Source organism: Methyloversatilis sp. XJ19-13, from assembly GCF_024580155.1.
Classification (GTDB): domain Bacteria; phylum Pseudomonadota; class Gammaproteobacteria; order Burkholderiales; family Rhodocyclaceae; genus Methyloversatilis.
In genome coordinates this window covers 114,764-141,496 of record NZ_JANINH010000003.1, presented here as the reverse complement: position 1 = coordinate 141,496, position 26,733 = coordinate 114,764, and the positions used below count along the sequence as shown (strand labels likewise).

Here is a 26,733-nt window from a genome sequence, read left to right as displayed (position 1 = left end):
GACTCCGTAAGACAGTTTGAAATTCAGGAAGACGCCAATGGCGCGCTTCGGGGTTCCGCAGACGCAAGCCGACAGGTCACCGCGGACAACCGCTGCTCCGCAAAAGCAAAACAATGGGCGATATGAGTGTCGTCCATAACGAACGATCGTTCAAGCCATGCCCGCACCAAGCGATCAGCTTATGCAAAACTCTGCTGCAAAAATCCTGAGTTGGAACAGTCTGTGGCAGATAAGCCACAAGACCTTGGTTGCGATGTGTCTCATCGCCAACCAGAGGCGGTCACCTTGGTGACCGTACCGCGCGCCCGGGGTGGTGGGCTGTCGGTAGGGGGACCCCCGCGCATGTCGCTAGGCCGGCATCCTGAACCGTGGGTTCAGAGCGGCTGCGTTCCTGCCGCATCAGGCCAGCCCGTTAAGGGCCGGCACAACAGCGGCGTCCTAGGTTCGCAACCTCATGCCAATCAACATTGGTTCAAGGAATCTATGACCTTGGCGAACACCGCAGGGGATTAGTGCTCAGGGCGTTCAGCCCTGACGCGACCGGCATCTAGAAAAGCTTTTCCTGACTGGAAAGCACCTCTTCGATGCGCGATTGCATGGAATTTATTCTACGCCGCAGCGGCACCAAATCAACACCGCCGGTCGCCTGCATCTGAAAAATTTCGTGTGCCAGATTGAGCGCGCACATCACCGCAAGCCGTTCACCGGACGCGCGCGTCGTTTCCGCAAGATCGCGCATGCGGCGCTCGACCAGTTCGACTGACGCGTTCAGCGCGTCGCGATCACCTTCCCGGCATTGCACCCGGTACTCGCGTCCGAGTATCGTGATTTCAGTGGTTTCCGCCTGCGCGGGTTCGCGACTCATTCCTGTGGCAACCTTTCAAGCAGACTGCTCACCTTCTCGCGCGCCGCTTCGATCTTGTCGCCGAGCACCCTGTTTTCGCCTTCCAGCGCCGCCACACGATTGCGCAGGACGATGTTTTCATCGTGCAGCGCCCCGAATCGACCCAGCAGGATGTCGAGGCGGTCGCCCAGTTGATTGATGTCGTGGTCCATCGGCGAACTATAGGGGGGCGCCCATCGGGCGGTCAAGACAAGCGCCGATCGGGCGGCAGCGCAAAGGAAAAAGCCACTCGCAAGAGTGGCTTTTTCCTGTGGGCGGCGGGGTCAAACCCGCCGGATCCTGCGATCAACGCGACAGTTCGGCCGTATCGACGCGCTTGTCGGTGGATGTTTCGGCGACACGGCCGCCATCCACCTTGCGGGTGAATACCCAGCGCGACGGCGTACGCACGAAGGCGAAGCCGGTCTTGGCATCGATGAACACCTTGTAATCTTCAGGGTGTCCGACTGCCTTCGACGACTCGGTGGTGTCGGCCGATGCCGCAAAGGCCGAAAGTGAAAGGCTCGCAGCAAGCAAGATACGGAGTGCAGTGGTTTTCATGATGAAGCTCCCAGCAAGTTAAAAAGCAGTTGTTGAATTGAATGTAGTGCACTGCAACAACTCTTTCAACCCCTTACCAGTATTGGATCGTGAAGAAAATCGTGTTTTATTTTTGCAGCGCAGCACAGTGGGACGCAAGCTCAGCACAGTGTGTCAGCGCTGCGCCTCGGGCCTGCGCGCCGGGCTGTTCGGGTGTTGTCACAGGCGGCACACGATGAGCGGAATGTTCCGTTTGAGTGATCCGCTCCAGCTCTATCTGGTGCGCCATCCGAAGCCGGCCGTGGCGCCGGGGCTCTGTTATGGCGTGACGGACCTGGACGTCGCCGAAGATCCCCTGACCTGCGCCGACCGGCTGCGCCTGCTCCTGCCGGCCGACGTGCGCATTGTCAGCAGTCCGTTGCAACGCGCGCGATTGCTGGCTCACGCCCTCGATCCGGCGGTCGAAACGGACGAGCGGCTGCGCGAACTCGACTTCGGCGACTGGGAAATGAAGCCTTTCAGCGACATTCCGCCGCACGGTTTCGACACCTGGGGCAATGCGCTGATCGACTTCCGGGCGCCGGCCGGCGAGCTGTACGCCGACATGGCCGCGCGTGTCTGGGCTGCCTTCGAGGCGCACCGGCGCGGCACTGATGCGCTCGTGCTGGTCGGCCACAACGGACCGATGCGCGCGCTGACCGGCACCCTGCTCGGGCTGCCGTCCGAACGCTGGCTGAATCTCGAATTCGACTTCGGCCACCTGACGCATCTGGCAATCGGCCCGCTCGGCGCCAAACTGCGCGCATTCAACCGCTGAGCGGGCTGCACCTATAATCCGCGCTTCTCCGCACCTGACCCGCCATGACTTCAGTCCAGGTTTCCAGCCGCGCGATCTATGTGCGCCTGCTCGGTTATGTGCGTCCCTACTGGGTGGCTTTTGCCGTTGCACTGCTCTGCATGGCGCTCACGGCAGCCGCCGAACCGGTGTTTCCGGCCATCATGAAATCGCTGCTCGACGGCGGTTTCGGCGGCACTGACCCGGATGCCGTGTGGTTCTATCCAGTGCTCATCGTCGCGCTGTTCGCCGCGCGCGGCATTTTCGGCTTCATCGCCGACTACGCCTTCGCCTGGGCCGCCAACAACGTCGTACTCGACCTGCGCCGCGCGATGTTCGGCCGCCTGCTGGCGCTGCCGACCGAGTTCTTCGACAACCACAACTCCGGCGCGCTGATTTCCAAGGTCGCCTACGACGTGCAGGGCGTGACGCAGGCGGCGACCAATGTCATCACCGTGTTCGTGCGCGACACGCTGACCGTGGCCGGCCTGCTGGCCTGGCTGCTGTGGCTGGACTGGAAACTCACGCTCATCGTGCTCGGCATGCTGCCGCTGATCGCCATCGTGGTGCGCCTCAGTTCGCGCCGCATCCGCGAATCGGCGCGCGGCGCGCAGACCGCCATGGGCAGCATCGCGCACACGCTGGAAGAAACCATCGAAGCACACAAGGTGGTCAAGATCTTCGGCGGCCAGGACTATGAAATGGGCCGTTTCGATGCGGCCTGTCGCAAGCAGCGGCGGCAGAACATGCGCAACATCGTCGCCGCATCGCTGGTGTCGCCGATGACCCAGGTGCTGACCGCGATGGCGCTGGGCATCGTCATCGCGGTGGCGCTGCACGACTCGGCGAGCAATCGCACGACGGTCGGCAGCTTCATGGGCTTCGTCACCGCCATGCTGATGCTGCTGGCGCCGCTGAAGCGGCTGACCGACGTCAATGCGCCGCTGCAGCGCGGCCTGGCGGCAGCGGAAAGCGTGTTCCAGCTGATCGACGAACAGGCCGAGCGTGACACCGGGACGGTCGAAATCGAGCGCGCGCGCGGGCGCATAGACTTCGACCAGCTCGGCTTCGGCTATCCGGGGCGCGACGAACGCGTGCTGCAGCACATCGATCTGGCGATCGCTCCAGGCGAGACGGTGGCGCTGGTCGGCGCATCCGGCTCCGGCAAGACCACGCTGGCCCATCTGCTGGCGCGCTTCTATACGCCGGGCAGCGGGCGCATCCTGCTCGATGGTCACGATATCCAGAACATCCGGCTGGCCAGCCTGCGCGCCAACATGGCACTGGTGAGCCAGGACGTTGTGCTGTTCAACGACACGGTGGCGGCCAACATCGCCTACGGCGCGCTGCGCGACACCGATCGCGGCGACATCGAAGCCGCCGCGCGCGCGGCCTACGCGCTCGATTTCATCCAGGCCATGCCGGAAGGTTTCGACACGCTGATCGGCGAAAACGGCGTCAAGCTGTCGGGCGGCCAGCGCCAGCGGCTGGCGATCGCGCGCGCGCTGCTGAAGGATGCACCGGTGCTCATTCTCGACGAGGCGACGTCGGCGCTCGATACCGAATCGGAGCGGCAGGTGCAGGCGGCGCTCGAAGTGCTGATGAAGAATCGCACCACGCTGGTCATCGCACACAGGCTGTCCACGATCGAACGGGCCGATCGCATCGTCGTGATGGACCGCGGGCGCATCGCCGAAATCGGTCGCCACGCAGAGCTGCTGGCAGCCGGCGGCATGTACGCCAACCTATACCACTCGCAGCTCGGCGGCGACTGAGCTCCACCCGTCATTTCGCGCCGCACGGCCGCATCGGCTTATAGTGGTCGGGCCGAGCCGTGCGCCCACTGCGCCGGCGGCACTCGAAAGGTCACACCATGAGCAAGGAACGAAACAGCGTGAAGGCGACGAAGAAACAGCCGGCGTCGACACCGAAGGAAAAGAAGGCCGCCAAGCAGGCGAAGAAAAATGCGTCCGAACTGATGCAGCCGCTGATCAAGCCGCACTGAGCACGACGTTCATTCGACCCGGATCGCGCGGATGCCGAGCGAGAAGGTGCCCGCCTGACGGTCGGCGATCATCAGGCCGATCTGGCGTGCGCGTGACGGGTCGAGCGGCGGTGCGCCCATCACGTTGCGACCGCGGAAGGTGGCGCGAAACGCCGCCACCGGCAGGTGCACGGTGGCCCACTGACCCGCCGGGGGTTCAAAGCTGATCTGGTGGCTCAGGCCGTCGAAGTCGTCGTCGCAGCGCAGGCTGAGCTTGTAGCGCTTGCCGTCGCCGAGCACCACGAGCGCATAGTGGGTCGCACCTGCTTCGGCGATGTTTCCAGGCTGGGCGCGCACCGAGGCGAAGCCGCCGTTGCGTTCCAGCGACACGATGCCTTCGAATACCGCGTGCCCGGCCGGGTCGGGTCGCAGCCTGCTGCGCGACATGCCGCCCATTACGCCATCATCAATCGGCGACCAGTCATCGACTGCGCCGGCGTTGCCGAAATCAAATAGTTTGCGCGCCATGGGCGCATTGTAAGGTGCTTGGCGCCGCGGGCAATCGCCGCGCGCCGAAGCACCGCCCAACCCGGCTGCCCGACCGCCGCATCCGCCTGCTGTCTGTTCAGTCATCCAGCTTCACCGCCCGCACCGCCGCGACATCCAGTGCACCACGTGCACCCAGTATCGCCGCGAGCGTCGAGGCCGCCAGCATGGCGAGCACGATGACGGCCAGCCAGCCCCAGGGCACCACCCAGTCCATGCTCCAGTGGAAGGACTGGCGATTCACCACTTCGATCAGCAGCGCGCTCATCGCGAACCCGGCGACCAGACCCAGCAGCAGCCCGGGCAGCGCGGACAGCAGACCTTCGGCTGCCAACTGCGCAGCGATCTGCCGGCGCGTGCAGCCGAGGTGGCGCAACAACCCGAATTCGCGCGCGCGCGCGCTGGCCGACGCCGCAAACGCCGCCGCGATGCCGGCCAGGCCGATCAGCGCCGATGCCGCCTCCAGCGCATAGGTGGCGGCGAAGGTGCGGTCAAATACGCCGAGCGACAGGCGGCGCACCTCTTCGCTCGACGTCAGTTCCAGCGCCTCGCCCTTGCCGCTGGCATCGCGCAGCGCTTGCGCGACAGTCCCTTCATCGGACCCTGCGTCGAGCCACAGTCCGAAGTCGTCGGACACCGTGTCGCCGGTCAGCGCGCGGTAGCGCGCCAGATCGATCACCACCGCGCCGTGCTGGCGCGCGTAGTCGCGCCACAGGCCGGCGACCTGCACACGCAGCCGCTGTCCGGCGAGCGGCAGTTCGACTTCGCGGCCGGCCGTCCAGCCATACAGATCCGCCATCGCCTCGGACGCCCACACCTGAGGCAGCGCGCCCGGCGCCACCGATGCGCCGACGCGCGGCAGCACGCGACCGGCGTCATCCGGCAGCGGCCGGGCGATCAGCGCCACCGCCGGCAGTTCGGCGCTCAGCAGCAGGCTCTGGTGCCGGATGGCTTCCAGCCGCTCGACACCGGGCACTGAGGCCAACCGCGCTTCGATATCGTACGGCCACGGTCGATCGCGATCGCCGCGCAGGTAAAGCTCGGCCGGCAGCACATCGGTCAACCAGCGGTCGACCGAGCTGCGGAAGGACGACACCATCACGGCCATCGCGACGATCAGTGCCGTAGCGGCGAGCACGCCGGCCGCGCTGCGCGACGCGAACCCGGGCTCGGCCATCAGCCGCGCCCGCGCCAGATCCAGCGGCACCGCCGAGAACGTCGGCACGCGCCGCGCCAGCGCCCGGGCCAGCGGCGGCACGGCGAGCACGGCGGCCACCAGCACGCAGGCGATCGCCGCATAGCCACCGAGCGGCAGACCGGCCAGCGGCGGCAGCGATGCGGCAGCCAGCGCCAGCAACAGCGCACTCAATGCCGCCACGGTACGGCGGTCGTTGCCCAGCGTGCGCAGCGCAGGACCGAAGTGACCGGCCCGCAGCGCCTGTGCCGGCGCAATCTGCAGCGCATCGCGCGCCGGCCAGCCCGCGCCGGCCGCCGCGCTGGCCACGCCGAGCAGACCGAAGCCCGCGCTGGCCGCGAGGTCGAACGACAGCGCCGGCGCCACACCTGACACCAGACCGGCGCCCAGATCGGCACCGATCAGCGTCAGCGCGAGCGCCGCCAGTGCGTGTCCGAGCGCGATGCCCAGCAGCGCGCCGCACGCGCCCAGCAGCGCCCCCTCACCGATCAGCATGCGGAAAAGCTGCGCGCGCGTCAGTCCGGCTGCCCGCAGGAAGGCGATTTCGGCCGTGCGCCGCGCAATCGCCGCGGCCTGCGTCGCCGCCACCAGAAAGCTGCCGACCGCCAGTGCGATCAGCGCCAGCAGACCCAGATTGACGCGATAGGCGCGCGACAGCCGGTCCGCCCGTTCCAGCGCCTGCGCGGGCGTCTGCCACTGCACGCCCGGCGGCAGCATGGCGGCGATGCGCGCGGTCGCCTCGGCGCGATTCACGCCTTCGCGCAGGCGCAGCGCGACGCGGCTGATCTGACCGAGTGTGGCCAGCCGCCACTGCGCCTCGCCGATGTCCATCACGGCCAGCGCGGCGCCACTGCCGGCCGACGGCAGCCAGCCGGCAACGGTGAAGGCGGTGTTGTCGCGACCGAGCTTCAGCGTCTGCCCCGGCTGGACGCCGAGCGCCTGGCCGGCAGCATGACTCAGAAAGATCGCGCCCGGCTCCATCAGCCGTGCGATGTCACCCGCCGGCGGCAGCAAGGTCGGCTGCACCGCCGCCGCGCGAAAGGCATCAAGGCCGATGACCCGCAGCTTCAGCGCGCGCGCGTCGACCGCGACGTCGAGTTCGCGCTCGACCAGCGGGCTGGCGTATGCCACGTCGGGCAGGCGGGCGAGCAAGGCATAGACCGACTCATCCATGCCGCGCGCCGCCACCACTTCCAGATCGGCCGAGCCCGACACCGCACGCAGGCCGGATTCGAACTCGTCGAGCGCCGCCCGGTGAATGGCGGACACCGCGACGCCGAGCGCCACACCGAGCGCGATGGCCAGCAGCGCAAGCCGGCTCGCACCACGCCAGGCCGAGCGGCACAGCAGCTCAAGCATCGACGTGCGCGTCGGCCGGATGCAGGCGGCCGTCGCGGCCCAGCCTGAGCACGCGGTCCGCAGTGGCGGCGACGGCGGCCGAATGGGTGACCAGCAGGCCGCAGGCAGCGCCCGACTTCACGGCATCGCGCAGCAACGCGGCGATCCGCTCGGCGTTGTCGGCGTCAAGATTGCCGGTCGGCTCGTCGGCCAGCAGCAGGCGCGGCCGGTGCACCAGCGCGCGCGCGATCGCCACGCGCTGCAGCTCGCCACCGGACAGCTGCGTCGGGCTGTCGTCGGCACGGTTCGCCAGCCCGACCGCGGACAGCTGCGCACACGCCCGCTCGCGGCGCTCGCGCGCCGACACACCGGCCAGCGCCAGCGGCAGCGCCACGTTGTCGCGCAGGCTCAGCCAGGGCAGCACATGGAAGGCCTGGAACACAAAGCCGACCCGGGTGCGCCGCCACACGGTGGCGGCGTCATCGTCCAGCGCCGACACCTCGACGCCGTCGAAACGCACCGAACCTGCATCGGGGCGATCGAGTGCCGCCACGACGTTGAGCAGCGTCGATTTGCCGGAGCCGGATTCGCCGATCACCGCGACGTATTCGCCGGCGGCGATGTCGAGATCGAGCGCCTGCAGCAGCACGCGCGGCGGCGTACCAGGCAGGGTCTTGTCGAGGGCAGTCAGGGAAAGCACGGCGGATGGACTGCGCGCCGCGCCGTACGTTCAGGCGCGCGTGGCGAGGAACTGACGGAATTCGGCGGCATCCATCGGCCGCGCGTACAGGAAGCCTTGCGCAATCTGAACGCCCTGCTCGCGCAGATAGGTCGCCTGCTGTTCCGTCTCGACACCCTCCGCCACCATCTGCAGCTTGCGTGTGCGGGCAATTTCGGCGATGTGCGGCACCAGCGGTGCGTGCGGCGAATCGGCACCGATGGTGCCGACGAAGGCGCGGTCGATTTTCAGCGCATCGACCGGCAAATCATGCAGGTAGGACAGACTGGAGTAACCGGTTCCGAAGTCGTCGAGCAGCACCTTGTGGCCGGCTTCGCGCAACTGTGCAAGCACGAGACCGGCCGATCCGGCCTGGATCAGGTTGCGTTCGGTCAGTTCGAGTTCGATCTGGCTGCGCCGGATGCCGTTGCCGTCGAGCACGTCGGACAGCAGCTCGCTCAGGCCGCCGCTTTCCAGATCGTGCGACGCCACGTTCAGCGACACCGTGAGTTCGGGCCGGCGCTGCAGCAGGTCTCCGATCTCGGCAATCGCGGTACGCAGCACGCGCGAGGTGATTTCATGTTCGAAGCCGGAGTGTTCGGCCAGATGCACCAGATCGTCGGTGCTCATGACCGGCTCGTTCTGGTCAGGCCAGCGCACCAGCAGTTCCGCGCCGACGCAGCGGCCGTCGGACAGGCGTATCTGCGGATGGTAGGCCACCCGCAACTCGCCACGCCGGATGGCCGCCAGCAGCGCCGTGGCCGGCGAGAAGAACTGGCGCGTAAACCGGCGCACCGCCCACACCATCAGCGTACTGACCAGTACGCCGAACAGCGTGGTCATCACCAGCGGCTCGGTCCACGCCGCGAGCAGCTGGGCGCGCGACTGGGCCGCCACCGCCACGATGGGCAGCTGGCCGGACTGCGCGACGGCATACAGGCGGTCACCCTGGATATGCTCGCGGCCGGTCATCGCGGTATCGATCATGCTCGACACCAGCGGCTCGTCGACCACGGCGAGAGGAAGCCAGTCGGTGATGCTCAGCACGACCAGACGGGTGTCGGCGATGCTGCGTACCTGAAAATGGCTGGCGTGGATCAGCGCAAGGTGCGAACCGCGACCGATGGCGACAGACGGTCGTGCATCGTCGAGCGGGTGCGTCAGCCGGAACCATATCTGGCGTCCCTTGCCATCGGTCCAGTCGGCAGCAGGCAACGAACGGATACCGTTTTCCTCTCCAGGTCCCATGCTGCTGCACTGTATGCGGCCATCGCGGGTATAGGCGATCTCGCGCACGAACGGCGTGCAATAGGCGATCTGGCGCATGCGCTCGATATGGGCCGGCGAGCACGGCGTGTCCGGAACCGCATCGAGGCCATGCAGTTCGGACTGCGCTTCGTCGAACACTTGCTCGGCGCGCAGCAGGGCCTGCTGCGCCAGCGCGTCGAGGTGCAGCGTTTCGACCCTGAGCGTATAGCTCCAGGAAAAATAGAGCGCTGCAGCGAGCGGCAGCAGCCCGGCAAACAGGGCAGCGACCGTCAGCAGCGTAATGAATGCGCGGCGTCGCATCAGGGCGTTCTTCAATCAACAGTCGCTTGGGCGACTTTATTGTGTGTGTGCACGATGCCGCAGTGTAAGCGCATCGTGTCGTTTCACTTACGTGGGCTGCGTGAAATTCACGATGCGTCGTGACGGGCGAACGCACGTCCAGTGCGGCAGCCCCGCCGCCGTGTGTTACATCAACCGCAACATCAACTCGACGCGCGCCTGCACCGACGTGAGCGTGCCGGCGTCCGGCAACGCAGCGCCCGGGGTGTCGATGACACTGCCGCGCGCGGTCCGGCTGGTACGCAGCACGGCGACGCCGCCCGTCTGCGCACGCAGCAGCGCCGCCTCAAGGGGTGCGCCAAGAGTGCCGTTGCCGGTGCCCGCCGCAACAATGCCGCGCACACCGAGCGCGCACAGTGCATCGACCAGCGCGTCGTCGGCACCGGCGTAGTTCAGCACGATGTCGACGCGCGGCCAGTCGTCGCGCAGCACATGCGCCAGACCCAGTGCGTCGCCGCGCGGCCAGTCGCGCAGGCGGCGCAGCACACCCTCTTCGAGGTAGGCGAGCGGACCGGCATCACCGGAATCGAAGGCGTCGACACGATACGGATGCGCCTTGCGCACCTCGCAGCCGGCATGAACGGTGCCCGCCATGCAGACCAGTACGCCACTCGCTTCGGGCGACGCGGCCAGGCGCACGGCGTCGAGCAGGTTCTGCGGTCCGTCGGCGGCCAGCGCACCCGCCGGGCGCATCGCGCCGGTCAGCACGACCGGTCTGGCCGGCGCCAGCACACGATGCAGGAAGTAGGCGGTTTCTTCCAGTGTATCGGTGCCATGGGTGATGACGATGCCTGCGACATCCTTGCGCGCAAGATGATGCGCAACGCGCTGCGCCAGCGCACGCCAGATAGCGAAAGTCATGTCCTTGCTGTCGGTCTGCGCGACCTGCTCGGCATCGATCGCAAACGCCGCCAGCGGCGGCACGGCAGCGACCAGATCCGCCACGGCGATCGTGCCGGCGACATAGCCGGTGTTGTCGGCGGCGCTGCGCGCCTGGCCGGCGATGGTTCCACCGGTGCCGAGGATGACGATGCGTTTCATCGGTTCGCTGCCTGTCGGATGCTGTCGGCGCATTCTGGTGGAGCGGCGCGCCACGGCGCAAGGGCGATGCACACGCCGGCCCGGCACGGGCCCTTATAATCGCGCATGACCGAATCCACAGCTTCCGAATCCACCTCGCCCGACGTTGCACCGTCGACGCTGACTGAAACCGCGTTCGACACCTTGCCGCTGGCGCCCGAGACGCTCGCCAACCTGACCACGCTCGGCTACCTCGCGATGACGCCGGTGCAGGCGGCCACGCTGCCGCTGGCGCTGGCCGGGCGTGACCTGATCGCGCAGGCGAAAACCGGCAGTGGCAAGACGGCGGCGTTTGCATTGCCCTTGCTGGCCAAACTCAATCCGCGCTGGTTTTCCCCACAGGCGCTGGTGCTGTGCCCGACGCGCGAACTGGCCGATCAGGTGGCGAAGGAAATCCGCCGTCTGGCGCGCGCTACCGACAACATCAAGGTGGTGACGCTGTGCGGCGGTGCGAAGATGGGGCCGCAGATCGGCAGTCTGGAGCACGGTGCGCATGTGGCGGTCGGCACGCCGGGCCGCATCATGGATCACCTGGAACGCGGCACGCTGGACATGCGCGGCCTGAACATGCTGGTGCTCGACGAAGCCGACCGCATGCTCGACATGGGCTTCTTCGACGACATCGTGTGGATCGCGCAACAGTGCCCGGCCGCGCGCCAGACCCTGCTGTTCTCGGCCACTTTCCCGCCCGGCATCGAAAAGCTGGCGTCGCAGTTCCTGCGCGAGCCGGAACGGGTGCAGGTCGCGACGCAGCATGCGGCCGGCAAGATCCGCCAGCGCTTCTATGAGATCGACAACACCGAACGGCTCGACGCCGTGGCGCAGCTGCTGCGCCACTTCCGGCCGGTCAGCACGCTGGCTTTCTGCAACACCAAGGCACGCTGCCGCGAACTGGCGGACCGGCTGAGCGCACAGGGTTTCGAGGCGCTGGCCCTGTACGGCGACATGGAGCAGCGCGAACGCGACCAGGTGCTGGTGCGTTTCGCGCACCGCAGTGCGTCGGTGCTGGTGGCCACCGATGTGGCCGCGCGCGGTCTGGACATCGACAAGCTCGAAGCAGTAATCAACGTCGACGTGACGCCCGACCCGGAGGTGCACGTGCACCGCATCGGACGCACCGGGCGCGGTGACGCCGAGGGCTGGGCACTCAGCCTGGTCAGCCGCAACGAGATGGGCCGGGCGCTGCGCATCGAAAAGGCGCAGGGCGTGGCGCTCGAATGGCAGCCGCTGGCGGAACTGGAGCCGGCCGGTCATGCACCGCTGGTGCCGCCGATGGCCACCTTGCAGATACTGGGCGGGCGCAAGGAAAAGATACGGCCGGGCGACGTGCTGGGCGCGCTGACCGGCGAAGCCGGCTTCACCCGCGAGCAGGTGGGCCGGATCGACGTGACCGACTACCTCACCTATGTCGCGGTGGAACGCAACATTGCCGACGAGGTGGTGCGCCGGCTCGATGGCGGGCGGGTGAAGGGGCGCGATGTGAAGGTGAAGCGGCTCGGCAGCGACTGATCAGGGCGACGGCGGCCCGCCTCGCGCGCCGGTCGACGCCTCCAGCCGGTCCAGCGCGTCGCCAGCGAGTCGGCGACCGTACTCGATCAACGGCGTCGCCAGATGGAATTCGTGGAAGCGACAGGTATTCTTCGGCACGCTGATCACCACATCGGGCCAGAACACCGCGAGATTGCGGCGCGTCAGGGCGGCCTGCATGGTTTCCAGCGAACGCATCAGCACATCCGACATGGCCAATCCCGATTCGGCAACCTTCACCGCGCCATTTCCGTTGCCGCCGGGCAGGTAGCTGCGCAGTCGCGCCAGCAGGCCGGTGTCGTTGTCCGCACGCTGCAGCGGAGGAGGCTCGACGGATTCGCCATTCAGATCGACGATGACCGTCAGATCGGTCAGTGTGCGCAGGGTCGGCGCCACCGGAACCGGATTCAGCAGCCCGCCATCGACCAGAAGGCGACCGCGGTAGGCGTGCGGCGTGAACACCGATGGCACGGCCATCGAGGCACGGATCGCTTCGAACAGCGAGCCGTCCGACAGCCACACTTCCCGCCCGCGTTCGATGTCGACCGCGACCGCCGTGTAGTCCAGCGGCAGGTCTTCGATATTGCATTCGCCGACCAGCTCGCGCAGACGCTGGATCAAAACCTCGCCACGGATCAGGCCGCCACCGGACAGCGTGAGGTCGAGCAGGCGGAGCATGTCCGACTGCCCCAGCGCGGTCACCCACTTTTCGTAGGCATCGAGTCCGCCCAGCGCGTGAATGCCCCCGACCAGCGCACCCATCGACGAGCCCGAGATGGCACGGATGTCGTAGCCGCGCGATTCCAGTTCGCGGATGACGCCGATGTGTGCCAGCCCGCGCGCGCCGCCGGAGCCGAGCACTAGCGATACGGTCGGTCGGCTGCCCATCGGATTCAGGCGGGCCCGCCGCACAGGTCGAGCTGGGTCAGGTGCAGCCGCAAGTCGAATTCATACTGGTGATACTGCGGTTCCATATGTGTACACAGCTGGTAGAACGCCTTGTCATGCTCGCGCGACTTCAGATGGGCCAGTTCGTGCACGACGATCATCTTCAGGAACTCCGGCGGCGCATCGCGGAACAGTGTGGCAACCCGCAGTTCGTGCTTGGCCTTCAGCTTGCCGCCCTGCACGCGTGACACCGTGGTGTGCGTGCCGAGTGCCCGGGCCGTCAGACCGAGGCTGCTGTCGTACATCACCTTGTTGATCGGCGCGCCATTGCGGAGATGGCGCTGTTTCAGCGCCATCACGTAATCGTACAGTGCGCTGTCGCTGCGCACCGCATGAGTGTCCGGGTAGCGCGCCTTCAGTGTTTCGGCGAGGCGACCCTGCTCGATCAGCGCGCGCACCTGGTCCTGGATGTGTGGCGGGTAGCCGGCCAGGTACGTAAGGGTATTCATTCAGGCCAGGCGGGGACGGCGCGCACGCCGTCCGCCGTCTCACTCAGTCGCGGAAGGCCTCGACCGGAATCTCGATGTAGACGATGTCGCTGATGCCGGGCAGGTACTTGGTCATGCCGAAGTCGGAGCGCTTGATCGTGGTGGAAATGTCGGCGCCGCACAGTGCCTTCTTGTTGATCGGATGCGTGCCGCAAGCGAAGCCTTTCACATCGAGCTTGACCGGTCTGGTCACCCCGAGCAGCGTCAGGTCGCCTTCGGCACCGACCAGCTTGTCGCCGTCGAACATGAGCTTCGTGGATTTGAAGGTCATGGCAGGAAACTGCTCGGAATTGAAGAAGTCTTCGCCGCGCATGTGCTTGTCCCACGCTTCGAGCCCCATGTCGATCGAGGCGGTGTCGATCTTGACCTCGATGCTGCCGCTGTTCTGCGACGGCACCAGCATGATCTTGCCGCTGGCGCTGTTGAAGCGGCCGCGCTGCGTCGAAAAGCCGAGGTGGTTGATTTCGAAGGTCGGGAAGGTGTGGCGGGAATCGATGGTGTAGCTGTCGGCGGCAATCGCACCGGTGGTCAGCGAGGCGCCCATCAACAGGCCAAACAGAGCGGAAGTGAATTTCATGTGGATTCCAGAATTGTGTTGAACGGAAAGCAGCAGCTTACTTGCCTGCGACGGCCAGCTTGAAACGGATCTGAACTTCGTCGGCGACCACCGAGGTATCGCCCCAGGCGCCGGTACCGACGCCGAATTCGAGGCGCTTGAGCGGGAAGCTGCCCTCCAGCAGCGCGCCGGTGCCGTCAGGCTTCAGCGTGAAGGGTGCAGCAACCTCTCGTGTCTTGCCCTTGATGCTCATCTGCCCGCGCACCTCGTAACGGTTGTTGCCGAGCGGCTTCACCGAACTCGACACGAAGCGCGCCCTCGGGTGCTGCTTGACGTCGAACCAGTTCTTGCCCTTGACCTCGTCGTTCGCTTCCGGACCGCCGGCATCAATCGACGCCAGTTCGATGTCGAGCGTCGCGCTGCCGGCTTCCGGCTTCGCGAGATCGAAGTCGAGCGTCGCCGAAAAGCGGGTGAACCGGCCGTCGACCGATACACCCATCTGCTGCGACACGAAGGCAAGCGAACTCTTTTCCGGGAGTACACGCGAATAGCTGCCTGCCGCCTGCACGGCGGACGACATCAGCGCAAGGCCGGCGCCGAGCGTCAGCACCCGGCGCGCGAGCTGCGAAATTCCCTGCTTCATCGACTGCTCCAGACTGTGAAAGACAATGGTGTGATGTCACCGGGGCCAAAAAATTCCGCAGCGAGGGCCGGCCGCCACGGAGCCGGGCGATCAGCCGGCACCCGCGGCGAGCTGCTTTTCCAGCTCGGATACCCGCGCTTCGAGCCCCTCTAGCTGGGCCCGGGTGCGGGCCAGCACATCCTTCTGCACATCAAATTCCTCGCGCGTAACCAGATCGAGGCGCGAAAACATGGCGCTTGCCATCGCCTTGGCGTTTTTCTCCAGATCCCTGGCCGGGCTGGCGGCGAGCAGTTCGGAAAAGCGCGACGACAGTTCTTCGAGCATCTTCGGATTCAACATAGGTTTCTCTCCAGGCTATGGCCGGTAAAACGCAGTACAGCGGGTCTGCGCCGACCGGGAAGCTCCGCATTGTGCCGTCACACCGCGGAACGCGCGATCCCGGCGTGACGGAATTCACGACAAATGGGTGCAGATGCCGCGCGGCGAGCACCGATAGTGCGCAAAGCACCCCCGCCAGACCGATCGCGCACCGCATTGGTGCAAAGCCAGATCGAAGTGCGTGCATTTGGGGCGGGTGATCCCGCCCGACCGTCTCCGATATTCGTTGTACTGCATCAAATCATTGAAAAACAAGGCGTAAGACCGTCTGGCACGGTCTGTGCAAGACAAGCCGGGCAGTTTCCCTAAATCAAGGAGTAAACCCAATGCAAAAGACTTTGATCGCCGCTGCCCTCGCCAGCGCACTGGCCGTGCCGGCCTTCACCGCTCAAGCCGAAGAACCGGCCAGCCCGCACACCTTCACCGGCAACGTTGGTCTGTTCAGCCAGTATGTGTTCCGCGGCATCAGCCAGACCAACGAAGACCCGGCGCTGCAGGGCGGTTTCGACTACTCGCACGCCAGCGGCTTCTACCTCGGCACCTGGGCATCGAACATCTCGTGGCTCAAGGACGCTCCGGCAGGCGTTGATTCGGCCTACTCCAGCTCCAGCATGGAAATCGACGTTTATGGCGGCTACCGCGGCGCCTTCGGCGAAACCGGCATCGGCTACGACGTCGGTCTGCTGCAGTACATCTACCCGGGTGACCGCAACCCCGGCATCACCAAGGCCGACACGCTCGAAGCCTACGCCGCCCTCACCTGGAGCTTCCTGAGCGCCAAGTACTCGTACAGCCTCGGCGACACCTTCGGTGTGAACAACTCGTCAGGCACCTGGTACCTCGACCTCTCTGCCAACTACCCGATCACCGAAGCCCTGACGCTGAACCTGCACTACGGCATCCAGGACTTCAGCGGCTCGACCGCAGGCGTGCAGAACGACGACTTCGCCTCATATGAAGACTGGAAGATCGGCCTGTCGTACGCCCTTCCGCAAGGCTTCACGGTCGGCGCCTTCTACACCGACACCAGCATGAACACCACGGAAAAAGCCTTCTACACCAATCTCAAGGGCAAGTACCTGGGTGACGACCAGTACGTAGTGTTCCTGTCCAAGACGTTCTGATTCAAAAACGCTTCACGGTATCTGCCAGGGGAATGTCATGAAACTAGTCACAGCCATCATCAAGCCTTTCAAGCTTGACGAAGTACGCGAGGCACTTTCGGCCATCGGCGTGCAGGGCATCACCGTTACCGAGGTGAAAGGTTTCGGTCGCCAGAAAGGTCACACCGAGTTGTACCGGGGTGCCGAGTACGTCGTCGATTTCCTGCCCAAGGTGAAGATCGAGGCTGCAGTCAGCGACGAGCTGGTCGACAGCGTGGTCGAAGCCATAGAAAAGTCTGCCAGCACCGGCAAGATCGGTGACGGCAAGATTTTCGTTTTCGATCTGGAACAGGTCGTCCGCATCCGCACCGGTGAAACCGGCGTCGATGCGCTTTAAGGGAGAACACAAGATGAAACGTTTCCTGGGCATCCTGTGCGCAACCTTGGCTATCGGCCTGGCTGCGCCTGTCATGGCAGAAGATCCCCCGGCAGCTCCGGCTGTCGTAACCGAAGAAGCCGCTGCCGCTCCGGCGGATGCGGCAGTTGAAGCACCGATGGCGGCGGAAGCTGCGCCGGCCGAGGCCGTTCCTGCAGAAGCGGCCGCTGCCGCCCCCAGCTTCAACAAGGGCGACACGACCTGGATGATGGTTTCGACCATCATCGTCACCATGATGGCTGTACCCGGCCTTGCCTTGTTCTACGGCGGTCTGGTCCGTTCGAAGAACATGCTGTCGGTGTTGATGCAGGTGATGACGGTGTTTTCACTCATCGTCGTGCTGTGGTTCATCTACGGTTACTCGCTTGCCTTCACGGCCGGAAACCCCTTCATCGGCACGCTCGACAAGTTGTTCCTGAGCGGCGTCACCGGCGAATCGGCTGGTGCGACCTTCAGCAAGGGTGTCTATATCCCGGAAATGATCTTCGTCGCCTTCCAGTCGACGTTTGCGGGCATCACCGCCGCGCTGATCATCGGAGCCTTCGCCGAGCGCGTGAAGTTCTCGGCAGTGCTTCTGTTCTCGGTGCTGTGGTTCACGTTCAGCTACATCCCGGTTGCCCACATGGTCTGGTACTGGGACGGTCCGGACGCGATTACCGACGCTGATACGCTCGCCGCTGTCACGGCAAATGCAGGCTTCCTGTGGGCCAAGGGCGCACTCGATTTCGCCGGCGGCACCGTGGTACACATCAACGCGGGCGTAGCCGGCCTGGTCGGTGCCTACATGGTGGGCAAGCGCATCGGCTACGGCAAGGAATCCATGGCGCCGCATTCGCTGGTGATGACCATGGTCGGCGCCTCGCTGCTGTGGGTGGGCTGGTTCGGCTTCAACGCCGGCTCGAACCTGGAAGCGAGCGGTACCGCCGTCATGGCCTTCGCGACCACCTTGCTCGCCACGGCTGCCGCGACCGTGTCCTGGCTGCTGGGTGAATGGGTCATGAAGGGCAAGCCGTCGATGCTCGGTGCAGCCTCCGGTGCAGTGGCCGGTCTGGTTGCCATCACGCCGGCCTGCGGGTTCGTCGGAGTGATGGGTGCCCTGGTGATAGGTCTTGTTTCGGGCATCGTATGCCTGTGGGGCGTGAATGGGCTCAAGCACATGCTGGGTGCGGACGACGCGCTCGACGTGTTCGGCGTCCATGGTGTCGGCGGTATCCTCGGTGCCATCCTGACCGGCGTGTTTGCTTCGCCTTCACTCGGCGGCTCCGGCATCTACGACTACGTCTCCAACAGTGTCGGTGAAGGCTACGACATCATGGGTCAGGTCATGATCCAGGCCACGGCGGTGGGCGTGACGATAATCTGGACAGCGGTGGTTTCCTTCATCGCCTTCAAGCTGGTCGATATCTTCATCGGCCTGCGTGTGCCGGAAGACGAAGAGCGCGAAGGCCTCGACATCACTGCTCACGGCGAAACTGCGTATCGCCTCTGATCTGCCGTCCATCCTCTCCTCTGCAAAGTTCGGGCACCTTCGGGTGCCCGTTTTTTTTGGGCGCGACCCGTGTCACGGATGGGGCGCGCGATGATGCGGTCAATGTCCGAAATCGCACGGAATACCGGGTGATCGTGGCGCTATTCTTGGCTTTGTCCATGGTCAAGCCCTGTGACACTCAGCACTTGATTCGTTTGAGGAAGAATCACCATGCCGACTCCAGTCAATCGATTCCTGCGCGCCGGACGCCGATCTGCGACCCGACAGGCCACACCGCTGTGCGCAGTGGGGGCCGTGGCATCCATGGCAGCCGGTCTGCCGACCGGCATCGCGCTGGCGCTCGGCGGGCTGGCGATTGTCAGCTATGTGCTGCGGCCTGCCCCGACCGTGCAGATCTGAACGTCCTGCCTCCCGCCCCGCGCCGCCATTGCATCCGGCAGCGACGCGGGCTGCCCCCTCCCGGGGACCCTTGGCGGACATGTCCTGTCCATCGGTCTTTGCCCTGATGCGTTGATCGTCCTTTGCATGTCGAAGGCTCGTCAGCCGGGTTAGCATCGCGGCCGATGGACCGCGCGGCGCAGCCCGGCGCCGACGTTCATTCAAGGATGAGGACGCTCGTGAACACTTTTGCCGCACACCTGCTGGCGGGACTGATTGCCCTGACGGCAAGCGGTCTGGCTGCGGCTGGCTCCGCCGCAGCCAACGACACCCCTGTTGCAGAGGCTGATGCCTTCCCGGCCGAGGAACGAGACCTGCTTCGCCAGCGCGCCAGCGATCTGAAGAATCAGGCACGCGAATTGCGGCGCAAGGCGGATGCCGACCGGGCGGCCGCGGACGCGCTCTGCTGGCAGCGCACGCTGGTGTCGTCCTGCATCGAAGAAGCCGACGAAACGCTGCGTCTGCGCGTGACCGAAGTGCGCAAGCTCGAGCTGGAGGCACGCGACATCGAACGTGACGTGCGCACGCGGTCCGCGCAGGCGCGACGCGCGGAAAAGCAGCGGGCAGCCGATGAACGCCGGCTCAAGTCGATCGAAATGAGCGTGAAGACGCGTGAAACCGAGCAGGCGCTGTCACGCCAGCGCGAGCAGGAAGCCCGGGAGCGCGCGCAAAAGGACGCCGACGCGGAAGCACGCGCACGGCTGAAGGCACAGGACGCCGCCCGCAAGGACGCCGAACAGGCCGCCGGACGACAACGTGAGGACGCGCGCGCTGCCGAACGTGCGGCCGACCAGCAGCGCCACGCCGACAAGATCGACGAACGGGTGCGCCGGAAGGAAGCGCAGCGCCTGCAGCGCGAAGCCGAAGCAGCCGCCAAGGCCGCGGCTCAGCCTCAGCCCGCACATTAGCGATCAGCGCGGCGGCGGGGTATGACCGGTGGCGGCGTGATGCGTGCCGGCGGCGGCATGGTGATGCAGCGCTGCGTGGTCCGGCTCATGCGGCAGACGATGGCCCACCCACTGCGGCAGCAGCGAGCCGACGATCATTCCGGTTGCACTGACCGCCAGACCGATCAGTTGGGCCGGTACCGCACTGGCCTCGCCCACCAGTATCTCGACCAGCAACCATGAGCCCAGGCCGCCGATGATCGCGGCCAGCGCGCCCTGGGTGGTGGCGCGCTTCCAGAACGCACCGAAGAACAGCGGCACGAAGGCGCCGGCCAGCGTCACCTTGTAGGCGTTCTCGACCATTTCGAAAATGCCCGCTTCGGAATTCAGCGCCACCACCAGCACGATGCTGGCGAAGCCGACGATGGCACCGCGCATGACGAACAGCAGCTGGCGATCACCCATCCGCGGGTAGAAACCCTTGACGATGTTCTCGGCGAAGGTGACCGACGGTGCCAGCAGCGTGGCAGACGAACAGCTCATGATGGCCGACAGCACCGCACCGAAAAAAAGGATCTGCGCGATCAGCGGCGTGTGCTGCATGACCAGCGTTGGCAGCACGCGCTGCGAATCCTCCTCGATCAGCGCGTTGAAGGTACCGGGGTCGATCAGCGTCGCCGAATAGGCGATGAACATCGGCACGAAGCAGAAGCAGAAGTAGATCGATGCACCGAGCACCGAGCCGCCGATCGCGACCTTCGCACTCTTCGCCGACGTGATGCGCTGGAACACGTCCTGCTGCGGGACCGAGCCCAGCATCATGGTCAGCCAGGCGCCGAGGAAGGTGATCCACAGCCACGGGTCGGCCGGCGGAAAGAAGTCCAGCTTGCCGGCCGCCGACGCGTGGTCGATGACCGGCGCCACCCCCCCGGTCAGGCCGCTGATGACGTAGGCAATGTAGAGCAGGCCGCCCATCGACACCGCCATCTGCACGAAATCCAGAATGGCCACCGAGAACATGCCGCCGAAGGTGGTGTAGGTCAGCACGATGAGGGCACCGAGCACCATGCCGGTTTCCTGACTGACCGCGCCATCGGTCACCATGAAGAAGATGAGGCCCATGGCCTTGATCTGCGCCGCCACCCAGCCCAGATAGGACACGACGATGCACAGCGACGTGATGACTTCGACGGTACGGTTGTAGCGCAGGCGATAGTAGTCGCCGACGGTCATGATGTTCAGCTTGTACAGCTTGGTCGAATAGAAGATGCCGGCGATGATCAGGCACATCGATGCGCCGAACGGATCGGCGACCACGCCGCCGAGGCCTTCGGTGACGAACTGCGCCGACACCCCGAACACCGCCTCGGCACCGAACCAGGTGGCGAACACCGTGGCCGTCACCACCGGCAGCGGCAGGCTGCGCCCGGCAACGGCGAAATCCCTGGCGTTATGGACCCGTGTCGCGGCGTACAGACCGATGCCGACCGACACCATCAGATAGAGCACTACGAACCAGATCAGCATGCACGCCCCGGAGCAACATTTCGCGGCGCGGCACGACACCGCGCAGGCTCAATGATAACGGCGCACAAGCCTTGCGGGCACTGGATTTGCGGGGTTTTCGATCAGGCGTCGAGGCGCCGCGCCGGCAGCATGGGCAACCCGGCGAGGGCGGTCATTTCGAGCACGACAAGACCATCGACGCGCAGGCCCGACAGATGCATGCGCAGATGAGTCACCAGCGCACAGCGAACGGATTCATCCATGCCGAACAGCCGATCGGGTACCGACAGCGTGACGCGCGGCTGGGCCGCCTCGATGTGCCAACCCAGCGCTCCGGCCAGCACACCGGAGCAGGCGTCGATGACGATGTTGCCGACTTCGGCGAGTGCGTCCTGTTCGAGTTCGCCCGGTTCGGCAATGTCACCCGGCAGACCGAGCATGCGCCGCACCAGCGCCAGACCGCCGATCTGCGGCAGCACCAGCATGGCTTCGGCGCCACAACCGTCGGTGGTGCGCATGCGCTGGGCGACGCCGCACAGGCAGCTGTCGAGGCTGGCCAGGCAGAGATCGAGGCGGGCGCGGTCGGCGATTTCGACATGCGAAACCGACATGCCCACCTGCTCGGACACGATCTGCGTGAAGGTGGACGCGGCGCCATGCACCGATCGGCTCATCGAGCCGGCCAGTTCGCCGAATGCCTTCATGTGTGGAGGAATCATGTTCCCGCCCCTGCGCTGCCCCGTGCAAGCCCCGCCGCCGCTACCGTGGTCGTTTTCATCGTTGGCATCTCCCGGTATGAACAGGGGCTAACGACTTTCGTGGCGACATCTTTAGGGAAGACATCCCGAGCGAAGCTCAGGCGAAGGCGTGCCACACCTCGAAGCCGATCAGCAGGGCGACCAGCAGGCACAGGAACTGTATCCAGCGCAGCTGCCGGCGGCTGCGCTGTTCGAGATCGACCGCCTCCTGCCGCACGTCCTGCGCGGCAGACTGGCTCAGTACCTTGTGCGCCAGCCGCGGCAGCTCCGGCATCATCATCGCCCACGCTGGCGCCTCGTCGAGCAGCTTGCGGCGCAGCGCGCGCCAGCCGACCTGTTCGCTCATCCAGCGTTCCAGAAAGGGCTTGGCGGTTTTCCACAGGTCCAGCTCCGGGTCGAGCTGGCGCCCCAGACCTTCGATGTTGAGCAGGGTTTTCTGCAGCAGCACAAGCTGCGGCTGGATTTCGACATTGAACCGGCGCGACACCTGGAACAGCCGCAGCAGCGTGCGGCCGAACTCGATTTCCTTCAGCGGCTTGTCGAAGATCGGCTCGCAAACGGCACGGATCGACGCCTCGAACTCATCCACCCGGGTGCCGCGCGGCACCCAGCCGGCATCGACGTGCGCCTGCGCCACCCGCTTGTAGTCGCGCTGGAAGAACGCGAGAAAGTTCTGCGCCAGGTAGTTTTTGTCCACATCGGTGAGCGTACCCATGATGCCGAAGTCGAGCGCGATGTACTGGCCGTCTGGCGCGACGAAAATGTTGCCCGGGTGCATGTCGGCGTGGAAGAAACCGTCGCGGAACACCTGGGTGAAGAAGATTTCTACGCCGGCGCGCGACAGCGCCGCCATGTCGACACCCTGGGCACGCAGCGCGTCGGTGTGCGAAATTGGCAGACCATACATGCGCTCCATCACCATGGCGGTGGGGCCGCAGAAGTCCCAGTAGACCTCAGGGACGGCGAGCAGCGGCGAATCGCGGAAATTGCGGCGCAGCTGCGAACAGTTCGACGCCTCGCGCATCAGGTCGAGTTCGTCGCCCAGATGCTTGGAAAACTCGGCCACCACCTCGCGCGCCTTCAGCCGGCGTCCTTCCGACCACACGCGCTCCAGCAGGCCGGCGGCGGTTTCCATCAGCAGGATGTCGTTGGCGATGATGTGTTCGATGCCGGGGCGCAGCACCTTGACCGCCACGTCCTCGCCATTGGGCAGCACCGCAAAATGCACCTGCGCTACCGACGCGGACGCCACCGGCCGGGTTTCGAAACTGCGGAACACCTGGTCCAGCGGCTTGCCGTAGAAGGCCTCGAGGCGGGCGATCGCCTGTTCCGACGGGAATGGCGGCACGCGGTCCTGCAGCTTGGCCAGTTCGTCGGCGATGTCCGGTGGCAGCAGGTCGCGCCGCGTCGAAAGCATCTGGCCGAACTTGACGAAAATCGGGCCGAGCGCCTCCAGCGCTTCGCGCAGCCTGACTGCACGCGGGTCAGTGAAGCGCCGCCCCATCCGGGTAATGCGCAGCAGGCCGGCAAAGCGCAACTTGCTGCCGGCGTCGAGCAGCATCTGGTCCAGCCCGAACCGCAGGCTCACCGTGAGGATCTTGAGCAGTCGCAGCCAGCGCATGCGGCTCAGCCCTCGGCCGCACGTTGCGGCGCAGGAACAGACGGTCTGGGGGGTTGAAACCTCATGTTGCGGGGACTCGACAGCGGCGTGCGGAGCGCGCACTGTACAAGAAGCACCGTCACGCCGGAAGCGGCTTTCCGGGCTGAATGCGGGCTCGCGCTATACTTCGCGGTCTTCAAATGCACTTGCGCATTGCGCTTCCGTTTCACTCATGACCCCCGAACTGCGCCGAGAACTGACCCGTCTGCTGCATGCCGCACTGGCCAGTGTGGCGCCCGACACCGCGCCACCCGACATTCTTCTTGATCGCCCGAAGCAGGCGTCGCACGGTGACCTCGCCTGCAACGTCGCGCTGCAGCTGGCCAAGGCGCTGAAACAGAACCCGCGCGTCATCGCCGAACGCATCGTGCGCGAACTGCCGCCATCGCGCATCGTCGAGCGCGCCGAAGTGGCAGGTGCCGGTTTCATCAATTTCTTCTTCAGCGCATCGGTCAAGCAGGCCATCGTCGGCCGCATCCTGAGCGAAGGCGAACGCTACGGCCGCTCGGACACCGGCGCCGGCAAAAAGGTGCAGGTCGAATTCGTGTCGGCCAATCCGACCGGACCGCTGCACGTCGGCCACGGTCGCGGTGCCGCCTACGGCTCGGCGCTGTGCAACCTGCTCGACGCTGCCGGCTACGCGGTGACGCGCGAGTTCTACGTCAATGACGCCGGTCGCCAGCTGGACATCCTCGCTGTGTCGGTATGGCTGCGCTACATGGAAACGCAGGGGGCGGCGGTGAAATTCCCGGCCGACGGCTACCGCGGAGACTATGTGCGCGACATCGGAGCGGAACTGTTCATCCAGCAGGGCACCCGCCTGAATCGGCACACGGCCGAACTGCCCGACGCCTCGGTTGCCGGCGATACCGCCGACGCCATGCTCGACGCATTGATCGCCCACGCCAAAACTACGCTGGGCGAGGACTGGTGGACGGTACATCGCTACGCGCTTGATGCCATGCTGGCCGACCAGCGCAATGATCTGGGCGAATTCCGCGTGCATTACGACGTGTGGTATTCGGAACAGTCGCTGCACAGCAACGGTGCCGTGGACCGCGCGGTGAAGCGCCTGCAGGACGCCGGCTACCTGTACGAACAGGACGGCGCGCTGTGGTTTCGCTCGACCCGCTTCGGCGACGAGAAGGACCGCGTCGTGCGGCGCGAAAATGGCGCCTACACCTATTTCGCGTCCGACATCGCCTATCACGCGGAAAAGTTCGCGCGCGGCTTCGACCTTGTGATCGACGTCTGGGGCGCCGACCATCACGGCTATATCCCGCGCGTGAAGGGTGCGCTGGCCGCGCTCGGCGAAAACCCGGACAAGCTCGAAATCGCGCTGGTGCAGTTTGCCGTGTTGTATCGCGGCGGCGAGAAGGCTGCCATGGGCAAGCGCTCGGGCGACTTCGTCACGCTGCGCGACCTGCGCGCCGAAGTCGGCAACGATGCGGCGCGCTTCTTCTACGTGCTGCGCAAGAGCGACCAGCACCTCGATTTCGACCTCGACCTTGCCAAATCCGAGTCGAACGACAATCCGGTCTACTACATACAGTACGCTCACGCACGCATCTGCTCGGTGCTGCGCGAGGCAGTGGCCAATCACGCGCTCGACCTGACTCTGCTGCCCGGCATCCCGTTCGATGCGCTGACCGGCGAGCGCGAACTGCTGCTGGCCCAGCGTCTGGCGGAATTCCCGGACGTGATTACCCAGGCGGTGGCCGACCGCGCACCGCACTCGGTCGCCTTCTACCTGCGCGACGTGGCGTCCGATTTCCACGCCTTCTACAACGCCTCGCGCATGCTGGTCGACGATCTGGCGGTGCGCGAGGCCCGTCTGGCGCTGGCCGCCGCCACGCGGCAGGTCATCGCCAACGGGCTGTCGCTGCTAGGCGTGTCCGCACCGGAATCGATGTAATGGTCAAAGCTGCGCAAAAGAAGGCGCCCGCGCGCAAGCATCGCGGTGGCACCATGGTCGGCATCTTCATCGGCCTGGTACTGGGCGTGGTGCTGTGCGCCGGGGTGATGTGGTACATCAACGGCTCGGCGCTGCCGCTGCAGTTGCGTGAAGCGGCGCCCGCGGCGGCTGCACCGGGGAGCGAACCGGTCGCACTTCCCGGCAAACCGGGTGACAAGCCCCCCGCGAAGCCGCGCTTCGACTTCTATGAAATCCTGCCCGGCAATCAGAGCGCACAGCCTGCTCCGGACCGGACGCCGCCTGCGGCAGCACCGACGCCGCCCGCAGACAGCCCGGCGCCCGCGGTCGCGCCGGCACCGGCTGCTGCCCCGGAATCGCTGGTTCTGCAGGCCGGCGCCTTCTCGTCGGAAGAAGAAGCCGACAACCTGCGCGCCCGTCTTGCGTTGATGGGTCTGGAGTCGAACGTTCAGACCCATGCCGTCGCCGGCAAGGGCACGCTGTACCGCGTGCGGCTCGGCCCGTTCGCCAGCCCGGAAGACATGGGCCGGGTGCGTGCCGAACTGGCCCAGAACGGGATCGATACTTCGCTTGTCCGATGACCGGACTTGCCATGCATACACAGGAGACAGCATGAAATTCGGATTCAAGCAGATTGCCGCGCTGGCTTTTGCCGGCTTCATGGCCAGTGGCGTCGCTGCCGCCCCGTTGAATGAAAAGGACTTTCGCGAAATCAAGCCGGCGCAGTCGGTCGAACCGGGCCCCAAGGTCGAGGTGATCGAGTTCTTCTGGTACGGCTGCCCGCACTGCTTCGAGCTCGAGCCGTCATTGAAGAAGTGGCTCGACCGCAAACCGGACGACGTGAGCTTCAAGCGGGTACCGGCCATCTTCAGACAGTCCTGGGTGGCCGGTGCGCAGACCTACTACACGCTGGAAACCCTGGGCGAGCTGGAGCGCATGCACAGCAAGGTGTTCGACGCCATCCACATGGAGCGCCAGGCGTTCAACGACATGGCGACCATCAGCAGCTGGATGGGCAAGAACGGCATCGACGCGAAGAAGTTCGAAGACACCGCCAAGTCCTTCGCGGTGTCGGGCAAGGTGCAGCGTGCGCAGCAGATGAGTGCCGCCTATCAGCTGACCGGCGTGCCGGCGCTGGTGGTCGATGGCAAGTACATCGCACTCGGCAACAGTTTTGAAGGCATGCTGGCCATCGTCGACCAGCTGATCGAGCGCGCCCGCGGCGAGCGCGCAGCGGCCGCAAAGAAGTAAACCGC

Annotated in this window: 28 protein-coding genes and 1 other RNA gene; 12 read left to right on the top strand and 17 right to left on the bottom strand. The window is 65.6% G+C overall.

The window, feature by feature from the left end; genetic code table 11:
* Positions 1-329: 329 nt before the first annotated feature.
* From ssrS to NMQ14_RS05245, 4 genes are all read right to left on the bottom strand, one after another.
* Positions 330-511, bottom strand: a non-coding RNA gene (gene ssrS, locus NMQ14_RS05260) — 6S RNA.
* Positions 512-547: 36 nt separating this feature from the next.
* A complete protein-coding gene (locus NMQ14_RS05255) occupies positions 548-865 on the bottom strand; it encodes a cell division protein ZapA (protein ID WP_069038708.1) in 318 nt (105 codons plus the stop codon).
* A complete protein-coding gene (locus tag NMQ14_RS05250; RefSeq protein ID WP_257094126.1) occupies positions 862-1,092 on the bottom strand; it encodes a hypothetical protein in 231 nt (76 codons plus the stop codon). Before NMQ14_RS05250 ends, NMQ14_RS05255 begins: the two co-directional genes overlap by 4 nt.
* Positions 1,093-1,189: 97 nt before the next feature.
* Positions 1,190-1,444 (bottom strand): hypothetical protein, encoded by a 255-nt coding sequence (locus NMQ14_RS05245; protein WP_257094125.1) that lies wholly within the window; start codon positions 1,442-1,444, stop codon positions 1,190-1,192.
* A 223-nt stretch (positions 1,445-1,667) separates the two neighbouring features.
* Here NMQ14_RS05245 and NMQ14_RS05240 point away from each other — a divergent pair, with 223 nt between their 5' ends.
* The 3 genes from NMQ14_RS05240 to NMQ14_RS05230 all read left to right on the top strand — a co-directional run bounded on the left by NMQ14_RS05240 (position 1,668) and on the right by NMQ14_RS05230 (position 4,263).
* Positions 1,668-2,240 (top strand): histidine phosphatase family protein, encoded by a 573-nt coding sequence (locus NMQ14_RS05240; protein WP_257094502.1) that lies wholly within the window; start codon positions 1,668-1,670, stop codon positions 2,238-2,240.
* Between the two features lie 44 nt (positions 2,241-2,284).
* A complete protein-coding gene (gene msbA, locus NMQ14_RS05235; RefSeq protein WP_257094124.1) occupies positions 2,285-4,033 on the top strand; it encodes a lipid A export permease/ATP-binding protein MsbA in 1,749 nt (582 codons plus the stop codon).
* A gap of 98 nt (positions 4,034-4,131) precedes the next feature.
* Entirely contained in the window at positions 4,132-4,263 is a 132-nt protein-coding gene (locus NMQ14_RS05230) for a hypothetical protein (protein WP_257078996.1), read from the top strand.
* A 9-nt stretch (positions 4,264-4,272) separates the two neighbouring features.
* Here the strand turns inward: NMQ14_RS05230 and NMQ14_RS05225 are convergent, their stop codons facing one another.
* From NMQ14_RS05225 to NMQ14_RS05205, 5 genes are all read right to left on the bottom strand, one after another.
* Positions 4,273-4,770, bottom strand: a complete 498-nt coding sequence (locus tag NMQ14_RS05225) for a CIA30 family protein (RefSeq protein ID WP_257078997.1) — start codon at positions 4,768-4,770, stop codon at positions 4,273-4,275.
* Positions 4,771-4,867: 97 nt separating this feature from the next.
* A complete protein-coding gene (locus tag NMQ14_RS05220) occupies positions 4,868-7,342 on the bottom strand; it encodes an FtsX-like permease family protein (RefSeq protein WP_257094123.1) in 2,475 nt (824 codons plus the stop codon).
* Positions 7,335-8,021, bottom strand: coding sequence for an ABC transporter ATP-binding protein (locus NMQ14_RS05215; RefSeq protein ID WP_257094122.1), 687 nt, complete (start codon positions 8,019-8,021; stop codon positions 7,335-7,337). Before NMQ14_RS05215 ends, NMQ14_RS05220 begins: the two co-directional genes overlap by 8 nt.
* A 30-nt stretch (positions 8,022-8,051) precedes the next feature.
* Positions 8,052-9,608 carry an EAL domain-containing protein gene (locus tag NMQ14_RS05210; RefSeq protein ID WP_257094121.1) on the bottom strand — a complete coding sequence of 519 codons (1,557 nt, stop codon included), beginning with the start codon at positions 9,606-9,608 and terminating at the stop codon, positions 8,052-8,054.
* Positions 9,609-9,773: 165 nt separating this feature from the next.
* Positions 9,774-10,688 carry an asparaginase gene (locus NMQ14_RS05205; protein ID WP_257094120.1) on the bottom strand — a complete coding sequence of 305 codons (915 nt, stop codon included), beginning with the start codon at positions 10,686-10,688 and terminating at the stop codon, positions 9,774-9,776.
* Positions 10,689-10,793: 105 nt separating this feature from the next.
* Here NMQ14_RS05205 and dbpA point away from each other — a divergent pair, with 105 nt between their 5' ends.
* Positions 10,794-12,236 (top strand): ATP-dependent RNA helicase DbpA, encoded by a 1,443-nt coding sequence (dbpA, locus tag NMQ14_RS05200; RefSeq protein WP_257094119.1) that lies wholly within the window; start codon positions 10,794-10,796, stop codon positions 12,234-12,236.
* Here dbpA and NMQ14_RS05195 read toward each other — a convergent pair whose 3' ends face one another.
* The 5 genes from NMQ14_RS05195 to NMQ14_RS05175 form a co-directional block, all read right to left on the bottom strand.
* A complete protein-coding gene (locus NMQ14_RS05195) occupies positions 12,237-13,142 on the bottom strand; it encodes a patatin-like phospholipase family protein (protein WP_257094117.1) in 906 nt (301 codons plus the stop codon).
* Positions 13,143-13,147: 5 nt separating this feature from the next.
* Positions 13,148-13,651 (bottom strand): M48 family metallopeptidase, encoded by a 504-nt coding sequence (locus tag NMQ14_RS05190; protein ID WP_257094115.1) that lies wholly within the window; start codon positions 13,649-13,651, stop codon positions 13,148-13,150.
* A 43-nt stretch (positions 13,652-13,694) separates the two neighbouring features.
* A complete protein-coding gene (locus tag NMQ14_RS05185; RefSeq protein ID WP_257094114.1) occupies positions 13,695-14,267 on the bottom strand; it encodes a YceI family protein in 573 nt (190 codons plus the stop codon).
* Positions 14,268-14,304: 37 nt separating this feature from the next.
* Positions 14,305-14,889, bottom strand: a complete 585-nt coding sequence (locus NMQ14_RS05180; RefSeq protein WP_257094112.1) for a YceI family protein — start codon at positions 14,887-14,889, stop codon at positions 14,305-14,307.
* A gap of 90 nt (positions 14,890-14,979) precedes the next feature.
* Positions 14,980-15,228, bottom strand: coding sequence for an accessory factor UbiK family protein (locus NMQ14_RS05175; protein WP_257094110.1), 249 nt, complete (start codon positions 15,226-15,228; stop codon positions 14,980-14,982).
* 365 nt (positions 15,229-15,593) lie between these two features.
* On the opposite strand from NMQ14_RS05175, the gene NMQ14_RS05170 reads away from it, so the two are divergent.
* The 5 genes from NMQ14_RS05170 (at position 15,594) to NMQ14_RS05150 (ending at position 19,641) form a co-directional block, all read left to right on the top strand.
* Positions 15,594-16,391 carry a TorF family putative porin gene (locus NMQ14_RS05170; RefSeq protein ID WP_257094108.1) on the top strand — a complete coding sequence of 266 codons (798 nt, stop codon included), beginning with the start codon at positions 15,594-15,596 and terminating at the stop codon, positions 16,389-16,391.
* 37 nt (positions 16,392-16,428) lie between these two features.
* Positions 16,429-16,767, top strand: coding sequence for a P-II family nitrogen regulator (glnK, locus tag NMQ14_RS05165; RefSeq protein ID WP_069038722.1), 339 nt, complete (start codon positions 16,429-16,431; stop codon positions 16,765-16,767).
* A 13-nt stretch (positions 16,768-16,780) separates the two neighbouring features.
* Positions 16,781-18,295 (top strand): ammonium transporter, encoded by a 1,515-nt coding sequence (locus NMQ14_RS05160; protein ID WP_257094106.1) that lies wholly within the window; start codon positions 16,781-16,783, stop codon positions 18,293-18,295.
* A 210-nt stretch (positions 18,296-18,505) separates the two neighbouring features.
* Entirely contained in the window at positions 18,506-18,694 is a 189-nt protein-coding gene (locus NMQ14_RS05155; protein ID WP_257094104.1) for a hypothetical protein, read from the top strand.
* Positions 18,695-18,912: 218 nt separating this feature from the next.
* Complete coding sequence (locus NMQ14_RS05150) at positions 18,913-19,641, top strand: hypothetical protein (protein WP_257094102.1); 729 nt, start codon at positions 18,913-18,915, stop codon at positions 19,639-19,641.
* 3 nt (positions 19,642-19,644) lie between these two features.
* Here NMQ14_RS05150 and NMQ14_RS05145 read toward each other — a convergent pair whose 3' ends face one another.
* From NMQ14_RS05145 to ubiB, 3 genes are all read right to left on the bottom strand, one after another.
* Positions 19,645-21,147 carry a sodium:solute symporter family protein gene (locus tag NMQ14_RS05145; protein WP_257094100.1) on the bottom strand — a complete coding sequence of 501 codons (1,503 nt, stop codon included), beginning with the start codon at positions 21,145-21,147 and terminating at the stop codon, positions 19,645-19,647.
* Positions 21,148-21,248: 101 nt separating this feature from the next.
* Positions 21,249-21,830 carry a chemotaxis protein CheC gene (locus NMQ14_RS05140; RefSeq protein WP_257094098.1) on the bottom strand — a complete coding sequence of 194 codons (582 nt, stop codon included), beginning with the start codon at positions 21,828-21,830 and terminating at the stop codon, positions 21,249-21,251.
* Between the two features lie 151 nt (positions 21,831-21,981).
* Complete coding sequence (gene ubiB, locus NMQ14_RS05135; RefSeq protein WP_257094097.1) at positions 21,982-23,505, bottom strand: ubiquinone biosynthesis regulatory protein kinase UbiB; 1,524 nt, start codon at positions 23,503-23,505, stop codon at positions 21,982-21,984.
* A gap of 211 nt (positions 23,506-23,716) precedes the next feature.
* Between ubiB and argS the strand changes: the two genes are divergently transcribed.
* From argS to NMQ14_RS05120, 3 genes are read left to right on the top strand one after another with little or no spacing between them, the layout of a single operon-like run.
* Positions 23,717-25,459, top strand: a complete 1,743-nt coding sequence (gene argS / locus NMQ14_RS05130; protein WP_257094095.1) for an arginine--tRNA ligase — start codon at positions 23,717-23,719, stop codon at positions 25,457-25,459.
* Positions 25,459-26,058: an SPOR domain-containing protein gene (locus tag NMQ14_RS05125; protein WP_257094092.1), complete on the top strand. Its 600-nt coding sequence runs from the start codon at positions 25,459-25,461 to the stop codon at positions 26,056-26,058. The genes argS and NMQ14_RS05125 overlap by 1 nt, the downstream gene beginning before the upstream one ends.
* 31 nt (positions 26,059-26,089) lie before the next feature.
* Positions 26,090-26,728, top strand: a complete 639-nt coding sequence (locus NMQ14_RS05120; protein WP_257094091.1) for a thiol:disulfide interchange protein DsbA/DsbL — start codon at positions 26,090-26,092, stop codon at positions 26,726-26,728.
* Positions 26,729-26,733: the final 5 nt, after the last annotated feature.